The sequence below is a fragment of the Photorhabdus hainanensis genome (assembly GCF_018448965.1).
Lineage (GTDB): Bacteria > Pseudomonadota > Gammaproteobacteria > Enterobacterales > Enterobacteriaceae > Photorhabdus > Photorhabdus akhurstii.
This window is the reverse complement of the sequence record NZ_RCWD01000160.1, coordinates 1-252: the sequence shown is the minus strand read 5'-3', so window position 1 is coordinate 252 and position 252 is coordinate 1. Positions and strand designations below refer to the sequence as shown.

At 48.4% G+C, this 252-nt stretch carries 1 protein-coding gene; it reads right to left on the bottom strand.

The window, feature by feature from the left end; all coding sequences use genetic code 11:
- Positions 1–80 precede the first annotated feature (80 nt).
- Positions 81–239 carry an IS66 family insertion sequence element accessory protein TnpB gene (gene tnpB / locus EAE92_RS25570; RefSeq protein ID WP_422616074.1) on the bottom strand — a complete coding sequence of 53 codons (159 nt, stop codon included), beginning with the start codon at positions 237–239 and terminating at the stop codon, positions 81–83.
- Positions 240–252 lie beyond the last annotated feature (13 nt).

The following is a 252-nucleotide window of genomic DNA, read 5'->3' as shown; positions in this document are numbered from 1 at the left end:
ATCGCCTCCAGCTTGAATTCCGTGGAGAAGCGACGTTTAGTTTGATGATTGTTCATAGACTACACCTCAATTGACTGTTGTCACATTAACAGGCTTTTGATGTGTCCGGGAATATTAGACCACAACAGTTGCTGGCGTGTAATGTGTACCGTGCCGTCTGACACCGGAGCGGGCCACTGAAAGCGGCCTTTTTCCAGCCGGCGGTAGTAGAGCCAGAAGCCATTGGTATCCCAGAACAAAATTTTGAGCTTA